The organism is Pseudomonas sp. SWI7 (genome assembly GCF_006351945.1).
Lineage (GTDB): Bacteria > Pseudomonadota > Gammaproteobacteria > Pseudomonadales > Pseudomonadaceae > Aquipseudomonas > Aquipseudomonas fulva.
The window spans coordinates 3,273,348-3,287,611 of the sequence record NZ_CP040930.1; the positions used below are offsets into that span (position 1 = coordinate 3,273,348).

General features: G+C 61.1%; 12 protein-coding genes. 2 read left to right on the top strand and 10 right to left on the bottom strand.

Annotation, left to right across the window (positions count from 1 at the left end; translation table 11 throughout):
* Positions 1–11: 11 nt before the first annotated feature.
* Positions 12–1,148, bottom strand: coding sequence for a branched-chain amino acid ABC transporter substrate-binding protein (locus FH041_RS15060; RefSeq protein WP_023532927.1), 1,137 nt, complete (start codon positions 1,146–1,148; stop codon positions 12–14).
* A gap of 485 nt (positions 1,149–1,633) precedes the next feature.
* Between FH041_RS15060 and pncB the strand changes: the two genes are divergently transcribed.
* Entirely contained in the window at positions 1,634–2,839 is a 1,206-nt protein-coding gene (pncB, locus tag FH041_RS15065; protein WP_027913940.1) for a nicotinate phosphoribosyltransferase, read from the top strand.
* Positions 2,840–2,843: 4 nt separating this feature from the next.
* Entirely contained in the window at positions 2,844–3,671 is an 828-nt protein-coding gene (gene nadE / locus FH041_RS15070) for an ammonia-dependent NAD(+) synthetase (protein WP_028687883.1), read from the top strand.
* Positions 3,672–3,726: 55 nt separating this feature from the next.
* On the opposite strand, the gene azu is transcribed toward nadE, so the two are convergent.
* The 9 genes from azu to rnr form a co-directional block, all read right to left on the bottom strand.
* Positions 3,727–4,176, bottom strand: coding sequence for an azurin (gene azu, locus FH041_RS15075; RefSeq protein ID WP_049696701.1), 450 nt, complete (start codon positions 4,174–4,176; stop codon positions 3,727–3,729).
* A gap of 363 nt (positions 4,177–4,539) precedes the next feature.
* Entirely contained in the window at positions 4,540–6,840 is a 2,301-nt protein-coding gene (locus tag FH041_RS15080; protein WP_027913943.1) for a YgiQ family radical SAM protein, read from the bottom strand.
* Positions 6,841–7,023: 183 nt separating this feature from the next.
* Positions 7,024–8,421 (bottom strand): replicative DNA helicase, encoded by a 1,398-nt coding sequence (dnaB, locus tag FH041_RS15085; protein ID WP_023532900.1) that lies wholly within the window; start codon positions 8,419–8,421, stop codon positions 7,024–7,026.
* A 113-nt stretch (positions 8,422–8,534) separates the two neighbouring features.
* Positions 8,535–8,981 (bottom strand): 50S ribosomal protein L9, encoded by a 447-nt coding sequence (gene rplI, locus FH041_RS15090; protein WP_012316464.1) that lies wholly within the window; start codon positions 8,979–8,981, stop codon positions 8,535–8,537.
* A gap of 20 nt (positions 8,982–9,001) precedes the next feature.
* Positions 9,002–9,865, bottom strand: coding sequence for a hypothetical protein (locus tag FH041_RS15095; RefSeq protein WP_059183430.1), 864 nt, complete (start codon positions 9,863–9,865; stop codon positions 9,002–9,004).
* Between the two features lie 33 nt (positions 9,866–9,898).
* Positions 9,899–10,129: a 30S ribosomal protein S18 gene (gene rpsR / locus FH041_RS15100; RefSeq protein ID WP_003249563.1), complete on the bottom strand. Its 231-nt coding sequence runs from the start codon at positions 10,127–10,129 to the stop codon at positions 9,899–9,901.
* Positions 10,130–10,157: 28 nt separating this feature from the next.
* On the bottom strand, positions 10,158–10,583 hold the full coding sequence (rpsF, locus tag FH041_RS15105; RefSeq protein ID WP_021783885.1) for a 30S ribosomal protein S6: 426 nt from the start codon (positions 10,581–10,583) through the stop codon (positions 10,158–10,160).
* Positions 10,584–10,864: 281 nt separating this feature from the next.
* Entirely contained in the window at positions 10,865–11,611 is a 747-nt protein-coding gene (gene rlmB, locus FH041_RS15110) for a 23S rRNA (guanosine(2251)-2'-O)-methyltransferase RlmB (protein ID WP_027913944.1), read from the bottom strand.
* On the bottom strand, positions 11,608–14,190 hold the full coding sequence (gene rnr / locus FH041_RS15115) for a ribonuclease R (protein WP_027913945.1): 2,583 nt from the start codon (positions 14,188–14,190) through the stop codon (positions 11,608–11,610). Before rnr ends, rlmB begins: the two co-directional genes overlap by 4 nt.
* Positions 14,191–14,264: the final 74 nt, after the last annotated feature.

Here is a 14,264-nt window from a genome sequence, read left to right on the forward strand (position 1 = left end):
TGGAGCCGTTGTTATTGTTGTTTTTCCAGCTGGTGGTACTTGCCGTCCTTGTCCCACTGGTAGACCACATAGTCCGACACCGTCAGGTCACCCTTGCTGTCCCACTTCTTCTCACCCATTACCGTCTGCACAGGGTTGGCCTTCAACCACTTGGCCGCGTCTTCGCCCTTGTTGGACTTGGCGCCGTTGAACGCGGCCGCCAGTGCCTGCAACGAGGCATAGGCGTAGAGGGTGTAGCCTTCGGGCTCGGTGCCGCCTTTACGGAATTCCTCGACCACCGCCTTGCTGTCCGGCAATTGACGCGGGTCGGCGCCAAAGGTCATGTAGACGCCATCGACGTACTGCGCCCCGCCTGCCGTGGACACCAGTTCGTCGGTGACGATGCCGTCGTCGGACATGAACCTCACGTCCTTGAGCCCTTGCTCACGCAGCTGACGTACCAGGGGGCCGGCCTCCGGGTGCAGGCCACCGAAATAGACCACGTCGGCGCCGGTGGAGCGGATCTTGGTGACGATGGCGCTGAAGTCTTTCTCGCCTCGAGTCAGGCCCTCGTACAGCACGGGCTTGACGCCGCGTTTTTCCAGTTGTGCCTTGGTCGCATCGGCCAACCCCTGGCCGTAGGTGTCCTTGTCGTGCAATACGGCCACTTTCTGGCCCTTGAGTACATCGACGATATAGTTGCCGGCGACGACGCCCTGCTGGTCGTCACGCCCGCACATGCGGAACATGGCCGACAGCCCGCGCTCGGTGACCTGCGGGTTGGTCGAGCCTGGCGTGATGGCGATGACGCCTGCTTCGTCGTACACCTCGGATGCCGGAATGGTATTGGAGGAGCAGAAATGCCCTACCACGCCAATGACCTTGTCCTGGTCAACCAGCCGGTTCGCCACAGACACGGCCTGCTTGGGTTCGCAGGCGTCGTCGCCTTTGACCAGCACGATCTTCTCGCCATTGACCCCACCGGCTGCGTTGATCTTGTCAGCCGCTGCCTGCGCACCTTTCATGTATTGCTCGCCAAACGCTGCGTTGGCGCCGGTCATCGGGCCTGCGACACCGATCTTGACGTCGGCCTGTACATACGAAGAAACACCCAGCGCCGTGGCAACGGCCAGGGCCAGGAAACCTTTCTTGTAAAACGTCTGCGACATGAGGTGGTGCTCCTAGAGTTTTTTTGATTGGCACTACAACGACTCAGCCCTGTGCTCTGAGCAAGGGCCGTGCCATTAGATTCGCATCATCTTCAAACCCCACCGTGCATATCGTGGCGGGCGGGCGCTGCCCGTTTCTTTATTGAGCGTGCAACCGTCTATCCCACCTCTGGTAGCACCGATTATCGCGGCGCAGGGCAACCGCACCGTCAGGGTGTTGCAACTGGCGCACAGGCCAATGGGCAACCGACCTGTAACAATTAACGTCACCGAACTGCACACCGCTGGTGCGTGACTGCTACAGCCCGCACCGTAACTACACTCGACACGCAACGTAACGCCGTCCGGTTTGGCCGGTACGACATCGTATTCAGATTCTTCTGAAAGGTTTCGCGCTGCTTCGCCGCAGGGTCTGCGTCGCAATCACATCGGCATGGCAAAGACTGGCACAATGACCGCCTATTGCCGTTTCTGGAGCCACCCTGATGAGCGAGAGCGCATTCGCCGAGCGCATCGTGCATAACCTGCTCGACACCGATTTCTACAAGCTCACCATGATGCAGGGCGTGCTCCACAACTACCCTGACGCCGATGTCGAATGGGAGTTTCGCTGCCGCAATGGCGAGGACCTGCGTCCCTACCTGCACGACATTCGCCAGCAACTCGAACAGCTTGCCGAACTGACGCTGGATAACGGCCAACTCGCCTTCCTGGAGCGCATCAGCTTTCTCAAGCCCGATTTCCTGCGCTTTCTAAGGTTGTTCCGCTTCAACCTGCGCTACGTGCACCTGGGTATCGACGACGGTCAGCTGGTGCTGCGCCTCAAGGGGCCGTGGCTGCATGTGATCCTGTTCGAAGTGCCTCTGCTCGCCATCATCAGCGAGGTGCGCAACCGTTCGCTGCACCCGCACATGCGCCTGGCCGCTGCCCGGGATCAGCTTTACCGTAAATTCGATTGGCTGCGCGCCAACGCCAGCACCGATGAACTGGCCGAAATGCAGGTCGCTGACTTTGGTACCCGCCGGCGTTTCTCCAGCCGCGTGCAGGAGGACGTGGTGCGCGTGTTGCGCGATGACTTCCCGGCCCGCTTCGTCGGGACCAGCAACGTGGACCTGGCCTGGAAGCTCGACATCAAGCCGCTGGGCACCATGGCTCATGAATGGATCATGGCCCACCAACAGCTGGGCCCGCGGTTGATCGACAGCCAGATCGCCGCGCTCGATTGCTGGGTGCGTGAATACCGAGGGTTGCTGGGCATCGCCTTGACCGACTGCGTGACCATGGATGCTTTCCTGGGCGATTTCGACCTGTACTTCGCCAAGCTCTTCGATGGGCTGCGCCACGACTCCGGCGACCCTGTGCTCTGGGCCGAAAAAGCCATTGCTCACTATCAGCACCTGGGCATCGATCCGATGACCAAGACGCTCGTGTTTTCCGATGGGCTGAACCTGCCACGGGCGCTGGAAATCTTCCGTGCCCTGCGTGGTCGCATCAACGTAAGCTTCGGTATCGGCACCAACCTGACCTGCGACATTCCGGGCGTAACGCCAATGAGCATCGTGCTGAAGATGACCGATTGCAACGGCGCACCGGTGGCCAAGATTTCAGACGAAGCGGCCAAGACCCAGTGTCGTGACGAAAACTTCGTCACTTACCTACGTCACGTTTTCAAAGTTCCCAGCAAGGAGTAACCCCATGCAAGCGGTTCAGCAAGAGATTGCCCAGGCACTCAAGGTACAACCGCCGTTCGCCGACGCTGCCGCCCTCGAGGCCGAAGTGACCCGGCGGGTAGCGTTCATCAAGGACTGCCTGGCCAATGCAAGGCTCAAGACCCTGGTACTGGGCATCAGCGGCGGCGTCGATTCGCTTACCGCAGCCCTGCTCGCCCAGCGCGCGATCAACGAGTTGCGTGAAGAAACCGGTGACAAGGGCTACACCTTCATCGCCGTGCGCCTGCCCTATCATGTCCAGCACGATGAGCATGATGCACAGGCGTGCCTGGAGGTCATCAAGCCGGACGAGACGCATACCATCGACATCGCCCCGGCCGTCAAGGCACTGGCAGGCGAAACGCAGGCGTTGAAAAACGGCTCGCCCACGCTTGTGGATTTCGTGGTGGGTAACATCAAAGCCAGGATGCGCATGGTTGCCCAGTACACCATCGCAGGCGCGCGCGCAGGTCTGGTGATCGGCACCGACCATGCGGCCGAAGCGGTCATGGGCTTTTATACCAAGTTCGGCGACGGCGCCTGCGACCTGGCGCCGCTCAGTGGCCTGGTCAAGCATCAGGTACGCGCCATCGCGCGGCATTTTGGAGCGCCGGAGTCACTGGTGGAGAAAGTGCCTACCGCTGACCTCGAAGACCTCGACCCGGGCAAGCCAGACGAAGCAGCGCATGGGGTCACCTACCAGCAAATCGATGCATTCCTGCATGGCCAGGAAATCGATCAAGCCGCTTTCGATGTCATCGTTGCCAATTACCGCAAGACCCAGCACAAGCGCGAACTGCCGTTCGCCCCTTGAATACGCAACTGGGGCCGCGTTGCGGCCCCAGTTCGTGTTCTAGCGCGCGGTCAAATCACTTGACCACGACTTTGCCCTTCATCATCGAGATATGGCCTGGGAAGGTGCAGAAGAAGCTGTAGTCGCCGTCTGCTGCAAGCTTGGTGGCGTCGAACGTCACTTCGGTTTCCTTCTCTGGCGCGCCGATCATCTTGGTATGGGCGATGATGGCGGCGTTGTCGGCCTTGATGTAGTCCTTTTCCAGACCCTGGCTCATGCCTTCGGTGGCAATGCCCGGCATGTCGGCCGTCTTGCTGATAACCAGGTTATGGCCCATGACGTTCTTCGGCAGGCTGCCGGAGTGAGTGAGTTTGACGGTGAATTCCTTACAGCTCTTGTCGACCGTGATTTCCTTGGTGCTGAAGGACATCTGGTCAGTCGAATCGACAGTTACCGAGCACTCGGCTGCGAAGACAGAGGCGCTGGCGAGGGTCAGCAGGGATACCGCTACAGCTTTCGCAAACATCGTGAATCTCCTTGGCAGGGTTTTATCAACAGCGAGACTGCCTGAAACCGTCCAGCCCCTGGGTGACGTGCGTCAAGGGGATGTCAATGGGCCAGCCAGTTGAATTGTTCAATGGATTGTATACAACCAATCTAAGGGCACATCATGCCCTTTTAATAGACGATGGGACAACCTCTCATTTAGGAGCAGTACCAAATGCCCATGTCCAGTTTCTTGAACAGCCTGCTCGCTGCCTATGCCCACGCTGCCACAGGCGCGATCTGCGAGTTCTCGCGCCCCGAGTGATGCCCGGAATGATGTCGATGTGCAGTGATCGAGTAACCGGTAGTCGCTGAAGGAGGGGCCGCCAGGCGGCCCGGGGTTTCAGCGTGGAATGACTGGCTGACGCGGCTTTTTCCCGCCTTTGCCACCCTTGGCCGACTCCTTGCGCTCCTTGGCCGCTTGCTGGTTGCGGGCGAACGCCTCCGCCTTGGCCTTCTCGCGCTTGTCCCATGGCTTGCTGCCATCGCTGGCGCGCGGCGGCAGGCCGGAATGCTGGGTCAGGATCTTCTGATCCTTGCCCACCTTGTGGCTACCGGCTGGCGTCGAGTTCTTGCGCCGGGCGCTCTGGTAGGTATCGGATTGCGGCTGGTGCAACGGGATCAGCTGATGCTTGCCTGGCCCGATCAGGTCGGCACGCCCCATGCGCTGCAGCGCCTCGCGCAGCATTGGCCAGCCCTTGGGGTCGTGGTAACGCAAGAACGCCTTGTGCAAGCGACGCTGCTCGTCGCTCTTGACGATGTCCACGCCCTCGCTCTTGTAGGTCACCTTGCGCAACGGGTTCTTGCCCGAGTGGTACATGGCGGTGGCCGACGCCATCGGCGAGGGGTAGAACGCCTGCACCTGGTCGGCACGGAAACCGTTGCCCTTGAGCCACAAGGCCAGGTTCATCATGTCTTCGTCGGTGGTGCCGGGGTGCGCCGCGATGAAGTACGGGATCAGGTACTGCTCCTTGCCTGCCTCCTTGGAGAACTTCTCGAACATGCGCTTGAAGCGGTCATAGCTGCCAATGCCCGGCTTCATCATCTTGTCCAGCGGGCCACGCTCGGTGTGCTCGGGGGCGATCTTGAGGTAGCCGCCCACGTGGTGGGTTACCAGCTCCTTGACGTACTCCGGCGATTCCACCGCCAAGTCGTAGCGCAGGCCCGAGGCGATGAGGATTTTCTTCACGCCTGGCAGCGCACGGGCCTTGCGATACAGCTCGATCAACGAGCTGTGGTCGGTGTTCAGGTTCTCGCAGATACCCGGGAACACGCACGAAGGCTTGCGGCAATGCTTCTCGATTTCCGGGCTCTTGCAGGCGATGCGGTACATGTTGGCGGTGGGGCCGCCGAGGTCCGATACCACGCCAGTGAAGCCGGGCACTTTGTCGCGCATCTCCTCGATCTCGTTGAGGATCGATTCGTGCGAGCGGTTCTGAATGATGCGCCCTTCGTGCTCGGTGATCGAGCAGAACGTACAGCCGCCGAAGCAGCCGCGCATGATGTTGACCGAGAAGCGGATCATCTCATAGGCCGGGATGCGCTCCTTGCCATAGGCCGGGTGCGGCACGCGCGCATAGGGCATGCCGAACACGTAGTCCATTTCCTCGGTGCTCATGGGAATGGGCGGTGGGTTGAACCACACGTCCACCTCGCCATGTTTCTGCACCAAGGCGCGGGCGTTGCCTGGGTTGGTCTCCAGGTGCAGCACACGGTTAGCGTGCGCATACAGGACCGGGTCGTTACGCACCTTTTCGAACGACGGCAGGCGAATCACCGACTTCTCACGCGTCACGCGCGGGCTGTCGAGGATCTGCACCACCTTGGCTTCGTTCGGGTCTTCCTGGTCGCCCTTGGCTTGTTCGATGGCGCAGGCCTGGGTGTCCTGGGTGTTGACGTACGGGTTGATGATCTTGTCGACACGCCCCGGACGATCGATACGGGTAGAGTCGATTTCGAACCAGCCGTCCGGGGTGTCCCGCCGCACGAAGGCCGTGCCACGCACGTCGGTGATCGATTCGATCTTCTCGCCGTTGGACAGCCGTTGCGCCACCTCGACCACGGCACGCTCGGCGTTGCCGAACAGGAGGATATCGGCGCTGGCGTCGATCAGGATCGAGTGGCGCACCTTGTCCTGCCAATAGTCGTAGTGCGCGATGCGGCGCAACGAGGCCTCGATGCCGCCCAGCACGATGGGCACGTGCTTGTAGGCTTCCTTGCAACGCTGGCTGTACACCAGGCTGGCACGGTCAGGCCGGCTGCCCGCCAGGCCGCCCGGGGTGTAGGCGTCGTCGGAACGGATCTTCTTGTCGGCGGTGTAGCGGTTGATCATCGAGTCCATGTTGCCGGCAGCCACACCGAAGAACAGGTTGGGCTCGCCAAGCTTCATGAAGTCGTCTTTGGACTGCCAGTTCGGCTGGGCGATGATGCCCACGCGAAAACCCTGGGCTTCCAGCAACCGGCCAATGATGGCCATGCCAAACGACGGATGGTCGACGTAGGCGTCGCCGGTCACGATGATGATGTCGCAGGAATCCCAACCGAGCAGATCCATCTCCTCCCTGCTCATTGGCAGGAAAGGTGCTGGCCCGAAGCATTCGGCCCAGTACTTGGGATAATCGTAAAGTGGTTTGGCTGCTTGCATATCAGTGACCGGCTCTGGTGTGCAGGGAAATCGCGGGCGCGGAGAATAGCACAAATTTTAACCAAATCCGACTGTCTTCGTGGGAATTGGCAAGCGTGCGACGGTTGGGGCGTGACGCCTTGTGGGGCACGTTCGCCCCACGATTCAGGTAAGCAGGTGCGTCTGGTGAAGCAGGATCAGGCGTTATTCATCGTCGTCGAAGTTATACATCCCCGGCGCCAAGTTCTCGAAACGGGTGTACTTGCCGATGAACGCCAGGCGCACAAAGCCAATTGGCCCGTTACGCTGTTTGCCGATGATGATTTCCGCCACGCCTTTGTGCTCGGTTTCGGGGTGATACACCTCGTCGCGGTACACGAACATGATGACGTCGGCGTCCTGCTCGATTGCACCGGATTCACGCAAGTCGGAGTTCACCGGGCGTTTGTTCGGGCGCTGCTCCAGAGAGCGGTTGAGCTGCGAGAGGGCAATGACCGGGCAATTGAATTCCTTGGCCAGGGCTTTGAGCGACCGGGAGATTTCGGAAATCTCGTTCGTGCGGTTGTCACCCGAAGAACCAGGAATCTGCATCAGCTGCAGGTAATCGACCATGATCATGGCGATCTCACCGTGCTCGCGTGCCAGGCGTCGGGTGCGCGCGCGCATCTCCGATGGGCTGATGCCGGCGGTGTCATCGATGAACAACTTGCGGTCGTTTAGCAGGTTCACCGCCGACGTGAGGCGTGGCCAGTCGTCGTCGCTCAATTGACCGGAGCGCACCTTGGTCTGGTCGATACGACCCAGTGAGGACAGCATACGCATGACCAGCGATTCGCCTGGCATTTCCAGCGAAAACACCAGCACGGCCTTGTCGGTACGCAACACGGCGTTTTCCACCAGATTCATGGCGAACGTGGTTTTGCCCATCGAAGGCCGGCCCGCCACGATGATCAGGTCGGCCGGCTGAAGGCCGCTGGTTTTCTCGTCCAGGTCGGTATAACCGGTGGAGATACCGGTGATGTCGCTGTCGGAGTTGAACAAGGTGTCGATGCGGTCGATGGCCATGGTCAACAGGTCGTTGACCCCTACCGGGCCGCCTGTCTTGGGCCGCGCCTCGGCGATCTGGAAGATCTGCCGCTCGGCGTCGTCGAGGATTTCCGCCGCATCACGGCCTTGCGGGTTGAACGCATTGTCTGCGATGTCGGTACTGATGCTGATCAGCTGCCGCAGCGTGGCCCGCTCGCGAATGATCGCGGCATAAGCCTTGATGTTGGCCACCGAAGGCGTGTTCTTGGCCAATTCGGCCAGGTATGCCAGGCCACCGACCTGCGTCGACAAGCCTTCCTTGTCGAGCTGCTCGTGCAGCGTCACCACATCGAACGGCTGGTTGGCGTCAGCCAACTTGTGCACGGCACGGAAGATCAACCGGTGGTCATGCCGGTAGAAGTCACCGTCCGACACCTGATCCAGCACCCGCTCCCAGGCGTTGTTGTCCAGCATCAGACCACCGAGCACGGCCTGTTCGGCCTCGATGGAATGCGGCGGCACTTTCAGGGCTGCGGTTTGCAGGTCGAGCTGTTCGGAGGTAGTGATCTCGTTCATGGCCACGAAAGAATTCTGGAGGATGAAAAAGACAAAGGGCACGGCCTGTCGAAGACAGGACCGTGCCCGATGTTAACCGGCTGACACCTGACGGGCCAGCCAGTCAGCGCAGCTTAGGCAGCTACGACGACCACACGTACGGTGGCTTCAACGTCGCTATGCAGGTGCACGGCTACGTCGTATTCGCCAACCTGACGGATGGTGCCGTTCGGCAGACGAACTTCAGCCTTGGCCACTTCAACGCCGGAGGCGGTCAGGGCGTCAGCGATGTCGTGGGTGCCGATCGAACCGAACAGCTTACCTTCGTCGCCAGCGGTGGCAGTGATGGTCACTTCCAGCTCGGCCAGTTGGGCAGCGCGGCTTTCAGCCGACGATTTACGGTCTGCAGCTGCTTTTTCCAGCTCGGCGCGACGCTCTTCGAACGCAGCCAGGTTGGCGGCGTTGGCAACGGTAGCCTTGCCGAATGGCAGCAGGAAGTTACGGCCGTAACCAGCCTTAACTTTTACTTTATCGCCCAGGTTGCCCAGGTTGGCGACTTTTTCCAGCAGGATCAGTTCCATTTGGTAAAACCTCTTAACTTTTAACCTTCACCGTTCGCGGAGTCATTCCCTTTGGGGGACTTGCGACCGCGAAAATCAATCAGGCTGTCGACAATGGCCAGGACCACCAGCAACGGGTAAATCAGCTGCATGATCAGCGGCAGCGTCACGTACATCCCTACTAGCCAGAAACCGGCCAGTCGGCCCTGCGCCACAAGCCCATGCATCAAAGCGATGCCGGCCAGCACCAGTACCAGGCTCGAAGCCGATGCCAGGATGATGAACTGCGGCCCGATGAACGGGGCCCCCACCATCACTGCCACCAGGGCCACCATGGTCTGTTTCGGCAGCTTCAGGGCACGAAACTCGTGACCGAAGCCTCCAGGGTTGTACAACGCTGCCTGCCAATAACGCGCCAGCACCAGGGCCAGCACGCAGAACAACTGCACTGTCACGGCTGTGGAAGTGACCAGCAATGGGCGGATCACTTCACCGGAGAGTACCGGCTGCCCTTCGACTTGCGGCATGGCTTCGGCAAACGCCTTGGCCAGCGCATCGAAGGTAGGGGCCAGCGCCAGATCAAGCACGAGGCTGAACGCCACGGCGAACACGGCACTGACCACCAACACCCGACTCCAGGGATGCTCGGCCCGCAACAGGCCGGCAAGTGCCAGGGCACCCGCGATCACCATGAAGGTGATCGGATCGCCCATGACCCAAACGGCCAACCCTGCCAGCAAGCCGCCAGCGATGACCGTTGAAGCATCCTTGAACCCGCGTCGCAGCAGCACAAGGCTGCCGGCAGCGGCACTCAACCAGAACAGCAGCGGCAATACCGCGCTGATGACCACCACGAGGGTGGCCTGCACACGACCGCGCATGATGAAACTTGCTAACGCTCGCATGCTAATCCCTTACTGCTTGTCGACGACCCGGTCTCAGCGGCCGTGGCTGTCGGTGTAGGGCAGCAGGGCCAGGAAGCGGGCGCGCTTGATAGCGGTAGCCAGCTGACGCTGATAACGAGCTTTGGTACCGGTGATACGGCTTGGAACGATCTTGCCGGTTTCGGATACGTAAGCTTTCAGGGTGTTGAGATCTTTGAAGTCGATCTCTTTCACGTCTTCAGCAGTGAAGCGGCAGAATTTACGACGACGGAAGAAACGTGCCATTTAATAGGCTCCTCTAAAGGTCCGTGGATTACTCGTCAGCGTTATCGCTGGAGTCGCTGTCATTGCTGTCGTCGCCTTCGGCGGACTCGGCATGCTCAGGACGCTCGCGACGCTCACGGCGCTCGCTGCGGTTTTCTTCAGCCTTCAGCATCTCGGACTGACCGGTAACGGCTTCGTCGCGACGGATGACAAGGTTACGGATAACGGCATCGTTGTAGCGGAAGTTGTCTTCCAGCTCGGCCAGGGCCTTGCCGGTGCACTCAACGTTCAGCATCACGTAGTGAGCCTTGTGAACATTGTTGATTGCATAGGCCAGTTGACGACGGCCCCAATCTTCCAGGCGGTGGATCTTGCCACCATCTTCTTCGATCAGCTTGGTGTAACGCTCAACCATGCCGCCGACTTGCTCGCTCTGGTCCGGGTGAACCAGGAAGATGATTTCGTAATGACGCATGAATGCTCCTTACGGGTTAGTAGTCTGCCAGCGAATCTGGTCAGACAAGGAGTGAATGACACTGGTGTGTCTTGCCAGGGAGTAGAGGCACATGCGCACCTGCCAGCTCGGCAAGGGGCGCAATTGTAGAGAAGGCCAGACAGACAAGCAAGGCAATTGGCGATTATTTGAACAACCGGAAACACTTCGACGCGGCATCTGTCGCGTCGCGGGTACAGCGGCCCGTGCAGGATCCGTTCAAGCGGGCACGTGCCGGCCAAAAGACCGGCACGGTCATCGGATCAACCCTTGGCCTGGCGCTGGCGCACGGCCTCGAACAGGCACACGCCAGTGGCCACGGACACGTTCAGGCTGCTGACGCTGCCGCTCATCGGCAGCTTCACCAGAAAGTCGCAGTGCTCGCGGGTCAGCCGGCGCATGCCCTTGCCTTCGGCGCCCATGATCATCACCAGCGGGCCGGTCAGGTCTTGCTGATAGATTTCCTGCTCGGCTTCGCCGGCGGTTCCCACCACCCACAGGCCACGCTGCTGCAGCTTCTCAAGCGTACGCGCAAGGTTGGTCACGGCCACCAGCGGGATCACCTCGGCTGCTCCGCACGCGACCTTGCGCACCACAGGCGTCAGGGTCGCCGATTTGTCCTTGGGCACGATCACGGCCGTTGCGCCCGCTGCATCAGCGGTACGCAGGCAGGCACCAAGGTTGTGCGGGTCGGTCACCCCGTCCAGCACCAGGATCAGAGGCGGGGTTTCAGTGCGCTCGAGCAACTCCTCGAGCATGAGCTCACCCCAGACCTGGCTGGGGCTCACCTCGGCGACCACGCCCTGGTGCACGCCTTCGACCCAGGCGTCCAACTCGCGGCGCTCGGCTTGACCCACAGCTACGCGGTTCTCGGCGGCCAAGGCCAGCAGCGCTTGCAGGCGCGGCTCGCTGCGGCCCTCCGACAGCCAGATCTGCTTGACCCGCTTCGGATGGTGCTGCAACAGCGCCTGTACCGCGTGAACGCCGTAGATCTTTTCCAACTGACTCATGAATTGCTCTTGCTCTTGCGTGATGCGCCGGATTTCGACGGCCCTTTACGGTGCTTGGTAGGCTTGCCAGACGTCTTGCTGCCCTTGTCCGACTTGCTGCTGCCGTGGCTGGTACTGCGGGCCTCGGTCATCAGCGCCTTTTTCATTTCGCGGCTCTTGCGCACCTCGGCGTTGCGCTGCACGGCGTCCTTGGGGAAGTACGCCTCGGAGGCTTCGCTCTTGCGGCTGCGCGGCTTGGGCGTGGCCCTGGCCTTCTCTTGCTCCGGCGCTTGCTCGGTCGGGGCAGCGGCAGCAGGTGTACCGCGTTGCTTGCGACCGATCGGAGCGGCCAGGGTGGCGTCGGCCACTTCGAAGTCGATCTTGCGCTCGTCCAGGTCCACGCGCATGACCTTGACCTCGATCGTGTCACCCAGGCGGAAGCTGCGGCCAGTGCGTTCGCCCGACAGACGATGATGCACAGGGTCGAAGTGGTAATAGTCGCCCGGCAGCGCACTGACGTGCACCAGACCCTCGACGTAGATGTCGGTCAGCTCGACGAACAGGCCGAAACCTGTCACCGCCGTGATCACACCCGGGAACGTCTCGCCCACGCGGTCCTTCATGTACTCGCACTTGAGCCAGTTGACCACGTCACGTGTGGCTTCGTCGGCCCGGCGTTCGGTCATCGAGCATTGCTCGCCCAGTTGCTCGAGGGTGTTCTCGTCGTACGGGTAGATACGCGCCTTGGGAATGCTCATGGCACCGGCACGCTTGACGTGTGGGGTATCGACCTTGGAGCGGATGACGCTGCGGATGGCGCGGTGGACCAGCAAGTCAGGGTAACGACGGATCGGCGAGGTGAAGTGGGTGTACGCCTCGTAGTTCAGGCCGAAGTGGCCGTTGTTGTCGGTGCTGTACACCGCCTGGCTGAGCGAGCGCAGCATCACGGTCTGGATCAGGTGGAAGTCCGGGCGGGCGGCGATGCTCGCCAGCAGTGCCTGGTAGTCCTTGGGCGACGGGTCCTTGCCCTTGTGCAGTGACAGCCCCAGCTCACCCAGGAAAGCACGCAGCTTTTCCAGGCGCTCCGGTGGCGGGCCATCGTGCACCCGGTACAGGGCCGGCACACCGTGCTTTTGCAGAAACTCTGCCGTGGCCACGTTGGCGGCCAGCATGCATTCCTCGATCAGCTTGTGCGCATCGTTGCGCACGGTCGGGCGAATTTCCGCGATCTTGCGGTCTTCGCCGAAGACGATGCGAGTTTCCTGGGTCTCGAAGTCAATGGCACCGCGGGTGTGCCGGGCATCGAGCAGGACCTTGTACAGGTTGTAGAGGTTCTTCAGGTCCGGGACGACTTCCTTGTATTCCTCGCGCAGCGCCTTGCCTTCACGGGTGCGTGAATGCTCGAGCATGCTGCTGACCTTGTTGTAGGTCAGCCGGGCGTGAGAGTGGATGACCCCTTCATAGAACTGGTAGTCGACCATCTGCCCGGCCTTGTTCATGGTCATTTCACAGACCATGGCCAGGCGATCGACGTGCGGGTTCAACGAGCACAGGCCGTTGGACAATTCCTCGGGCAGCATGGGCACCACACGCTCGGGGAAGTACACCGAGTTTCCGCGCTGCTGGGCTTCCACATCCAGCGCCGAGCCCAGGCGGACGTAGCTCGACACGTCGGCGATCGCCACATAAAGGCGCCAGCCGCCGGAGAACATCCGCAGCTTGCCCAGGGGTTCGCAGTAAACGGCGTCGTCGAAGTCGCGCGCGTCCTCGCCGTCGATGGTCACGAAGGGCAGGTGGCGCAGGTCGACGCGCTTTTCCTTGTCCTTGTCTTCGACTTCAGAGCGGAACTTGCGGGCCTCCTTGATCACATCCTTGGGCCAGACGTGCGGGATATCGTAGCTGCGCAGGGCAACGTCGATTTCCATGCCCGGCGCCATGTAGTTGCCGACCACTTCCACCACATCGCCTTGCGGCTGGAAACGCGCCGTTGGCCAATGGGTGATCTTGATCTCGACGAACTGGCCGATCTTCGCGCCACCGTTACGCCCGGCCGTGACCAGCACTTCCTGCTGGATCTTCGGGTTGTCAGGGGTCACGTAACCGATGCCGCCTTCCTCGAAGTAGCGGCCTACCACGCTTTCATGGGCGCGGGAGACGACCTCGACCAAGGCGCCTTCGCGGCGACCACGGCGGTCGACGCCGGACACACGCGCCAGGGCGCGGTCGCCATCGAACACCAGGCGCATCTGCGACGGGCTCAGGAACAGGTCTTCGCTACCGTCGTCGGGAATGAGGAAGCCGAAGCCGTCGCGGTGGCCGGAGACGCGGCCGCAGATGAGGTCCAGCTTGTCCACCGGGGCATAGGTGCCGCGCCGGGTATAGATAAGCTGGCCGTCGCGCTCCATGGCCCTGAGGCGGCGGCGCAGTGCTTCGATCTGGTCTTCTTCGTGCAGACCGAACTCTGCCGCCAGCTCCTCGCGCGCGGCCGGTTCGCCACGGTCGGCAAGGCGCTGCAGGATCAGCTCACGGCTGGGAATGGGGTTGTCGTATTTTTCCGCTTCGCGAGCGGCCTCGGGATCGAGGGATTGCCAATCGGCCATCAGAAGGGGTTCACCTTGGGGTATATAGATAGGAATTCTGGCATAGGCGTATTGAAACCGGAAATGTCAGCCTT

Bases quoted from the DNA above. Each gene is read 5' to 3' on its own strand.
- FH041_RS15060 (WP_023532927.1), bottom strand. From the start codon at position 1,148: ATGTCGCAGACGTTTTACAAGAAAGGTTTCCTGGCCCTGGCCGTTGCC.
- pncB (WP_027913940.1), top strand. From the start codon at position 1,634: ATGAGCGAGAGCGCATTCGCCGAGCGCATCGTGCATAACCTGCTCGAC.
- rplI (WP_012316464.1), bottom strand. From the start codon at position 8,981: ATGGAACTGATCCTGCTGGAAAAAGTCGCCAACCTGGGCAACCTGGGC.
- rlmB (WP_027913944.1), bottom strand. From the start codon at position 11,611: ATGAGTCAGTTGGAAAAGATCTACGGCGTTCACGCGGTACAGGCGCTG.
- FH041_RS15080 (WP_027913943.1), bottom strand. From the start codon at position 6,840: ATGCAAGCAGCCAAACCACTTTACGATTATCCCAAGTACTGGGCCGAA.
- FH041_RS15095 (WP_059183430.1), bottom strand. From the start codon at position 9,865: ATGCGAGCGTTAGCAAGTTTCATCATGCGCGGTCGTGTGCAGGCCACC.
- azu (WP_049696701.1), bottom strand. From the start codon at position 4,176: ATGTTTGCGAAAGCTGTAGCGGTATCCCTGCTGACCCTCGCCAGCGCC.
- rnr (WP_027913945.1), bottom strand. From the start codon at position 14,190: ATGGCCGATTGGCAATCCCTCGATCCCGAGGCCGCTCGCGAAGCGGAA.
- dnaB (WP_023532900.1), bottom strand. From the start codon at position 8,421: ATGAACGAGATCACTACCTCCGAACAGCTCGACCTGCAAACCGCAGCC.
- rpsF (WP_021783885.1), bottom strand. From the start codon at position 10,583: ATGCGTCATTACGAAATCATCTTCCTGGTTCACCCGGACCAGAGCGAG.
- rpsR (WP_003249563.1), bottom strand. From the start codon at position 10,129: ATGGCACGTTTCTTCCGTCGTCGTAAATTCTGCCGCTTCACTGCTGAA.
- nadE (WP_028687883.1), top strand. From the start codon at position 2,844: ATGCAAGCGGTTCAGCAAGAGATTGCCCAGGCACTCAAGGTACAACCG.